Source organism: Beijerinckia sp. L45, from assembly GCF_009765775.1.
GTDB lineage: Bacteria > Pseudomonadota > Alphaproteobacteria > Rhizobiales > Beijerinckiaceae > RH-AL1.
On the sequence record NZ_LMUU01000218.1, the window covers coordinates 1 to 7,026 of the forward strand.

General features: G+C 62.2%; 10 protein-coding genes. 1 reads left to right on the top strand and 9 read right to left on the bottom strand.

The window, feature by feature from the left end; all coding sequences use genetic code 11:
• Window positions 1-67: 67 nt before the first annotated feature.
• The 3 genes from GSQ79_RS23445 to GSQ79_RS23455 all read right to left on the bottom strand — a co-directional run bounded on the left by GSQ79_RS23445 (window position 68) and on the right by GSQ79_RS23455 (window position 3,585).
• Entirely contained in the window at window positions 68-2,128 is a 2,061-nt protein-coding gene (locus tag GSQ79_RS23445) for a phage terminase large subunit family protein (protein ID WP_158811194.1), read from the bottom strand.
• A gap of 11 nt (window positions 2,129-2,139) precedes the next feature.
• Entirely contained in the window at window positions 2,140-2,766 is a 627-nt protein-coding gene (locus tag GSQ79_RS23450) for a hypothetical protein (RefSeq protein ID WP_158811195.1), read from the bottom strand.
• A 246-nt stretch (window positions 2,767-3,012) separates the two neighbouring features.
• A complete protein-coding gene (locus GSQ79_RS23455; RefSeq protein ID WP_246725531.1) occupies window positions 3,013-3,585 on the bottom strand; it encodes a phage tail protein in 573 nt (190 codons plus the stop codon).
• Window positions 3,586-3,830: 245 nt separating this feature from the next.
• Here GSQ79_RS23455 and GSQ79_RS23460 point away from each other — a divergent pair, with 245 nt between their 5' ends.
• A complete protein-coding gene (locus tag GSQ79_RS23460) occupies window positions 3,831-4,601 on the top strand; it encodes a hypothetical protein (protein ID WP_158811196.1) in 771 nt (256 codons plus the stop codon).
• Between the two features lie 41 nt (window positions 4,602-4,642).
• Here GSQ79_RS23460 and GSQ79_RS23465 read toward each other — a convergent pair whose 3' ends face one another.
• The 6 genes from GSQ79_RS23465 to GSQ79_RS23490 form a co-directional block, all read right to left on the bottom strand.
• Window positions 4,643-4,846 (bottom strand): hypothetical protein, encoded by a 204-nt coding sequence (locus GSQ79_RS23465; protein ID WP_158811197.1) that lies wholly within the window; start codon window positions 4,844-4,846, stop codon window positions 4,643-4,645.
• On the bottom strand, window positions 4,843-5,181 hold the full coding sequence (locus tag GSQ79_RS23470) for a hypothetical protein (protein WP_158811198.1): 339 nt from the start codon (window positions 5,179-5,181) through the stop codon (window positions 4,843-4,845). The genes GSQ79_RS23465 and GSQ79_RS23470 overlap by 4 nt, the downstream gene beginning before the upstream one ends.
• A 26-nt stretch (window positions 5,182-5,207) precedes the next feature.
• Window positions 5,208-5,414, bottom strand: a complete 207-nt coding sequence (locus tag GSQ79_RS23475; RefSeq protein ID WP_158811199.1) for a hypothetical protein — start codon at window positions 5,412-5,414, stop codon at window positions 5,208-5,210.
• A gap of 3 nt (window positions 5,415-5,417) precedes the next feature.
• Complete coding sequence (locus GSQ79_RS23480) at window positions 5,418-6,266, bottom strand: recombinase family protein (protein WP_158811200.1); 849 nt, start codon at window positions 6,264-6,266, stop codon at window positions 5,418-5,420.
• Between the two features lie 3 nt (window positions 6,267-6,269).
• Window positions 6,270-6,458, bottom strand: coding sequence for a hypothetical protein (locus GSQ79_RS23485; protein WP_158811201.1), 189 nt, complete (start codon window positions 6,456-6,458; stop codon window positions 6,270-6,272).
• Window positions 6,459-6,572: 114 nt separating this feature from the next.
• Entirely contained in the window at window positions 6,573-6,791 is a 219-nt protein-coding gene (locus GSQ79_RS23490; protein ID WP_158811202.1) for a hypothetical protein, read from the bottom strand.
• Between the last annotated feature and the right edge of the window lie 235 nt (window positions 6,792-7,026).

Below are 7,026 nucleotides of genomic sequence, written 5' to 3' on the forward strand. Positions count from 1 at the left end.
CCGAGCGCGATGTTCGTTTCGAGCTGGGCCAGCTGCAGAGCCGTAAAGCCCGTGGTGAAGGGAGCCATCATCGCGCTTTCTTCAAGAGACTGGCCCAGCTCGAGGCAGCAGGCGCCGGCGCCGCCTTCGGGGCCTTTGCAACGGGAACGCCGCCTATCGTGCCGAAGCGGGCGAACTCGGCCTGCTCGCGTGGCGTCCGCGGCTGCGTAGGGCCAGCGGCAGACGTCTGTGCGACCGCGGCCTGACGGGCGTGTTCGGCCTGCTGCCGTGGTGATTGAGGGATGCCGGTCGCCACGAGATCGCCCTCGCTGTCGATCGGGCCTTCCCGCGTCGCCTCGTAAAAGTCCCAGCGCCGGTCGGGCATGCTGCGGAGACCAAGCCGGTTGGCCGCCGTTTCCGCCTGCAGGTGCGTGTCGAGACCTTCGTTGCGCTGCCCGGGCTCGACGAGCCAACGGAACACCTCGACCCCGAAGCGTTTGACGCTGCTACGACGCTCGGCGGTGAGCTGCCGGTAATATTCGTCCTCGAGGCCCTGCGGGAAGAAGACGTGGCCCGGCTCTTCCGGATCCTTCTTCAGCAGATTGCGGTAGAGCGCCATCTTCAGCACCGAGGTGCCGAAATTGTAGAACCGCTTCGAGTACTTCAACGGTTTGCCCGCCGCGTTGCGCTCCTTGCGCACCTGTTCCAGCACCGGCGACGTGTCGCGGTTGGCGCCGCGCACCATGATCACGCGCGAGGACGGGTGACGGCTTGCCCAGCCCCAGACATCCTCGGTCCAGGCATTGCCGTCGATCGCCGTGAGATCCGGCTTGATCGGCCGGCCGGCACTGTTCGGGTAGCTCTGCTCGATCAGTCCGTCGAGCAGATCCCGCGTGGCGGGTTCGCTTATATGGCCGGGCGTGACGCCGTATTCGATGACCCAGCGTCGATTGCCGCGGCCGAAGGCGACGACCTGCCATTCCACACGATCGACCTGGCAGTCGATCCCAAGCGTGAGCAGCAGTGCGCCCTTCGGCAGGGTTCCGCGAACGTAAGTCGAGCCCTCGCCGCGATCGCGCAACGCTTCCCAGGGGGGCGCCTCGCTCGTCGCTTCGAAGGCCTGACCGACCGTGTCGTTGAGGAAAACCCTCTCCGACTCGGGATCGCCCTTGGCCTTGAACCACTCGAAAGCGATCTGGGCCCAGGACTGAAGGTTGCTGTAGGCCGACCAGATGTAGAAGGACCGATGGATCCGCTTCATCTTGGGGTTGGCGGCGCGCCATTCGCCGCGCTTCAGCATCCAGGCGCGCTGGTGCTCCTCAATCGGCTGTTCGCAAGCGACGCAGGTGAAGAACGCACGCTCCGGAATGTCCGGGTCGAGGTTCGACAGCATGTTGTCCCAGTCGAGCGTCTGCATGTGGCCGCAGCCAGCATGCGGGCACGGGACGAACAGACGCTCCTGCGATCCGGCCTTATAGCTTTTCGTGATCCGACAGCCGGGCATGACCAACGGCGTCGAGATCTTGAAGATCTTGGCGAAGGTGATCGCGCGCGACCTAGAATCAGCCTGGGCCTCCGGGTCGCCGGCGGGATTGATCTCCCACTTAGACAGATCGTCCTGGACCTGGCGGCCCACGGTGACCTGCGACAGCGACGCCGGCGAATTGGCGCCAGAGATCAGGATGGCGCCGCGGCCGTCGGCGCGCTCCTTGTAGAGCACAGAGTTGCCGCCCTCGCGGCTCTTCTCGGGAAAGAGCGCTCGAAGCGAAGGCGTCCCACGCAACATCGGCGTGAGCTTCATCTTCGACCAACGCTCGGCGTTGTTGTCCGTCGGGTGGACGTACATCAGGTCGCCGGCGTCCATTTCCATGGAGCCGCCGGTGAAGATGTTGGCGAGCGCGGTACCGCCGAGCTGCGCCGACTTAGCGAGCGTCACGATGCGGCAAGGATCCGCCGGCGACAGCGCGTGAAGGACCTCGGTCCAGTATGAGAAGCGGTCGGGGTTATACGGGCCCGGTTCTGGACTTTCGCGCTTCGTGAAGACGATGTTGCGCACGGCCCAGGCGAGGTAGTCGATCTTCGCCGGCGGCTTCAAACACGCCGCGATGGCCTCTTGTGCCAGACGCGCGGCATTTGCCAGGACCGCCATGGGTGCGTTCTCTAGGCTGCGTCGGGAAGCGTCTCGGGAATGGCACCCGCCGCTGCCTCGGCGATCAAAGCAGCCTTTTCGCGGAACTTCCGGAACTGCTCGTTCAGGTGATGGGTGACGTCGCGCGTCTCGAGCTTGAACTCCGCGGCAAGCGCTGTGGCGATCTCCGGCAGCGCACCCTCGAAGATCCGGACCATCTGGCCGGCGATCTTGCCCATTTCGGATCGAGACGACGCCGTGTCCGTGTACAGGCCCTGCGCCGCGGCCTCCTCGATCGCCGCCATGCGGTTCGCCCGCTCGGAGGCCTCGAGCTTGGCGAGCTTCAGCTTGCGGTCGACGTCGTCCGTCGCGCCGTCGCCGAGGTCCTCCTCGCGATCCTCGTGAACGCGGCGCGCCGGCGCCTCGAGTTTGGTCGCAAGGCCATTGCCGAGCGCCTGGCCGACGTCGCGGCGGAGATTGACCTGGCGCTGACCGATCTCGACGTTGATCCGAGCCGATCGACCTTCGCCGACAAGGGCGGCGCCGTTGAGCTTGCCCTCGTCGATCCACTGGGTGACCCGGCCCGGCGAAACGCCGCAGATCTTGGCGAACTCGCTCTTCGAAACCGCGGTTGGCGCCGTCATGGCAGCCCCGATCATCCAGGTCTCTTTAGGTCCGCTTTTTAGACCCTAAAAAGCGAAAATCAGAGAAAAACTCATCAAAAACAACGTTCGGCGGGGCCTGATCCGCTCTTTAGGCCAGACGCTTTTTAGGCTTTCAAAAGAGGGTCAGACTACCCCTCCCCCGGGGTGCTTATCTCCGCAGCGGGCGCCGGCTGCGGAAGGACCCTGAAAATCTGAGGGAGTCGCAGAGGCCCTGCCGAGCTCGCTGAGCGCCGTCGCAGGTCATGGTCCGATGATCCTCATCAACTCGTGCACGAGCCTGTCGGGCAGGTCGCGCGTGGCTACCGTGTCGAACGCCGCGGCGGTCGCGCCGCTCACCATCTCAACCGGAATGAACAGGCCGGATCTCTGCTTAGCGATCGGCGCTCGTCCCGATCCCGTACGCTTCATCACCTGGCCGTTGAGCTTGCTTATGGCTACTCTGTTCGGGAAGCGGCCGCCCTTCATGAAGGTGCCCGCGTAGATCTGCCGCCGTCCCCACGGGGCCGCGCTCACGCCAGAACGAGTTTCGCGCGCACCGAAGTACTTCAAGCCGATATCGCCACCGGCGCTGCGGATTGTGTACGTCATCGTCGACGCCGAGGCCTTCGACACCTTCAGCGCCTTGACGATGACCTTGCGCTTGAGCCCGGTCTGCACCGTCAGCGCCTGGGTCATCGCCGTCTTAGCTTTGTCGCCGGTGTGGTTGATCGCGCGAGCGAGCGCCGCCGGCGCGTTCTTGCCGGCGGCTCCGATCAGGTTGCCGAGCTTCTCGAGCTGGGCGGGATCAAGCTTTACCTCGAGCATCGGCGGCATGGCGCTTCTGCTCCACGTGAAAGGCTTTGATTTGCTGGGTGATCGTCCGAGTCTGGGTCGGTCTAATTTTAGCCAAAACACGCCGGCCGATCGCCGCTGCAACTAGGCGACGTGCAGCACACCCTTTGCAAGTCATGTGAATATCTGAGAAATGTGAGATGATCGGTCCTGAAAGGTCGTGTTAGCGATGATCACGATGCCGTTTTTTAGCATCGGAAATTCCGAATCCGATTATGGCGAGCACCATGACCAGCATGAAAAGAGTAAAACCTATGAACAGCCAGGGGGGTAGCATACTCGGACTCTCTGTCGACGACCTATTGGGTCTGACGAACGTGGCTTATCTGGTCTCGGTAGCGGCGGCTTTATTTTTCAGCGTAGCCTTATGGCGATTATCTACAATTTCCGGTGCCAATAAGGACCTTGCTCTGAAGGAATATCAAGCTAGCGCACAGAAAGAGGTTACCGCTGCCCAAGCACTGGGTTCTCAGGCTCAAGCCGAGTCGTCGAAAGCAAACGCAAGAGTAGCAGCCCTAGAGAAGGAGACGGCTCTTTCAAAGGAACGAAGTTTGCAACTCGAGGCTCAAATTGAGGCCGAGCGATCCGGCCGTATGGAGCTCCGGCAAGATGTGTCGAGGTTGAAGCCGAGAGACATCAGTCCTGCGCAGCAAACAAAACTATTAGACGCGTTCAACTTGCTAGGACGGGGCGATACAGTGATTGACCTCACCTACGATTTGGCTTGCTCCGATTGCCACCAAGTTTCAACCGTACTTAATGATGTTTTAAACAGAGTTGCAGGCTGGAAATGTATTATCGGGATGATAGGCGGTCCTCCGAATATCTATCGTTCGCATACTGGTGTTAAAATTATGAGCAACGATCGGCAATTTGCGTCGGCACTTTCAGAGGCGCTTGAGGCCGGCGGCATTGCCAGCGAGACCGGTCCTGAGCCGGCTTCAGACAGCAACATGCAGGTTACTGCCCATATCTTCATCACCAATCAGGTTCGATGACTTGCAATTTGAGGGCTTCGAAATCGGATTCGGCGTCCCTTTTACATCTCTTGCGTCAGGCTCCACTCTATTGTCGGCGCATACCACTCACCGGCAACTTTGAAGCAGAGATTTAGGCCGTCGCAACCTTCAAGGCCTACGCCTTCGGAAAGCACTTTGAGCAAAACCTCGCTCAACTGAGCAAAATCGAGTGTGCCGCGAAAAACCGTCTCGTTGGTCTGGATCGTGTCGAACGCGACCTTCATCCGGTCTGATCCTTCTTCAAAGTCCCTGAGCGCCAGAACTCCTCGGAGCCTGGGATCCGGTATTCGATCCAAATGCCGTCGCCGAGATCCGCGCGCAGACGTTTGAGATCAACGAGACCGATGTCGGCAAGCTGACGCGTGACGAAGGCCTGCTGGCCCTGAGCGCAGAACAGGCCACGTCGATCGAGCTCGGCCTCGATTTCCTTCAGCCGATCCTTGGCGCGGTTTTTGGCAAAGGTGTATCCACGATGCTCGTCGGCCAGCTGGCCTGCGGTCATCTCAGTGACCTGCAGCTTTTTCGGCCTGAGCTCGGACGCGGGTTTCGGCTTCGTCATCGATCGCGCTTTCTGGCTTTCTGACGCTACGACCGCGTGGCGCCGTCGCCGCGGATCGGCGCGCCCCAGGTTCGATCGGCGGCCTCCACCAAAGCCGCGCGCTGGGAGCGCAGTTGGCGAAAACCCTCGAGGTGAGCGACCGGCGCCGTCTTTTCGGCGCGGATCGCGCGGTCGAATACGACGATCTCGCGCGCCAGGTGCGGCAGGCGCTGGTATTGATCGGGCGTCAGCATCGCTCAGCCTTTCACGATTGCCTTGTGCTTGCCGCGCTTAAGGACGTGCGTCTCGGCACCCTGCCAGCGAAACAAGTACTCGACGGCGCCCTTGTATTTCGGATTGTCGAGGATGTAGCCGACCTGGCTCGGCCGCCATCGGCCGCCGCGCTGCGTCTTCACCTTCTCGGCCTGCAACCGATCGGCGATCGCCTGCAACGTCGCGCCGTCTTTGCGCAACTCAAAGACCCGCCGCACCGTCGCGGCCTGGTCCTCATCGATGAGGAGACCGCCTTCGCGATCGCGGGAATATCCCAACGGCGCGGCGCCGCCGGCGAAACCGCCCTTGGTAGCTTTCTCGCGGCGCCCGCCATGCGTACGCTCGGTAATGGCTTGTCGTTCTTGCTCGGCCATGCCGGCAAGCACCGCGAAAACTGTCCGGCCCATCGGGGTGGCCGTGTCGATCGGCTCGCTGACGGAGCGGATCACGATGCCGAAGCGCTCGGACAGATCGTTTACCGCCGTAACGGCGTAGACGATCTGGCGCGCCAGGCGATCAAACTTGTAGACGAGCAGCACCGAGAAAGCTTGACGCTCGGCGAGCTCGAGCAGCTTGCCGAAGCCCGGGCGCTCGGCCGGCTTGGTCGCGCCGGACACACCAGGATCCGTAATCACGTCGACGAGCTGGTAGCCCTGCGATTCCGCGAAGGCGCGAACCGCGCGTTCCTGGTTGCCGAGCCCGTGGCCGTGCTGAACCTGTTCTTCCGTCGAAACGCGAAGGTAGGCCGCAGCCTTTGTGGCGATCTCCGCCTTGGCCTCGTTGGCCTCGCCGCTCCGCTTTTTGAGCCGAGCGACGCGCTTCGAGGCAAGCATGCGCTAGAGTCGAAACCGGCTAGCGTAAAGCTCGGCAGGGGAGCGTTCACGTGGCGGCGGTGCCGGCGTTTGGGTCACCGTCGTGACAAAGCCCTTTTCTCGATCGACGAGAAGAAGGTCTGTGGTCTTGCCAACAGTCTGTCGTTTCCGCAGCACGATGTGCTCGATACCGTTGATCGAAACGATCTGCATTTCGGCGCTCGCTAATGCTTTGATTTGTCTTAACAATCGCCGAAACTTCGACTGGATTTCCGAAGTCTCAGGAGAGTTCGGAAATCGCCGGATTTGATCAAGGCAGGCAGGCTTTCAGCGCGCCGCCTGGTCGTCCCGGACGCAGACAATTTTCATGTACTGCTTGCTCGGATCCGGGACCAACGTGGTCGGCGCCAGCATGGCCTGACCCATGAAGCCACACTGCTGCGGCGTGTTCACGCGCGCCGTGGTGATGACGTCCATGGCCGAATGGATGTCGCAGGCCGATGGGTCCGTCGAGAACGCGCAGATCAGGACGAGGACCTTCAGCATTGGCTGGCCTCTTTAGGCTCGGGAAAAAAGCGACGGCCGCCGCGGCCATTACATCCGTGGCTGCGCGGCGGCGTCTAACCGATCAGAGACCGGAATGGGGTCGGGACGGCCGCGGCGGTGGCGGCACATCCCAGGGATGAGGCGGGTCGAAAGGATCGCCGGCCATCGCTGCTACGCGGCCATCGCGATCGATGCGGGATCGCGCAGCATGTAGCCGCGGCCCCAGACGGTCTCG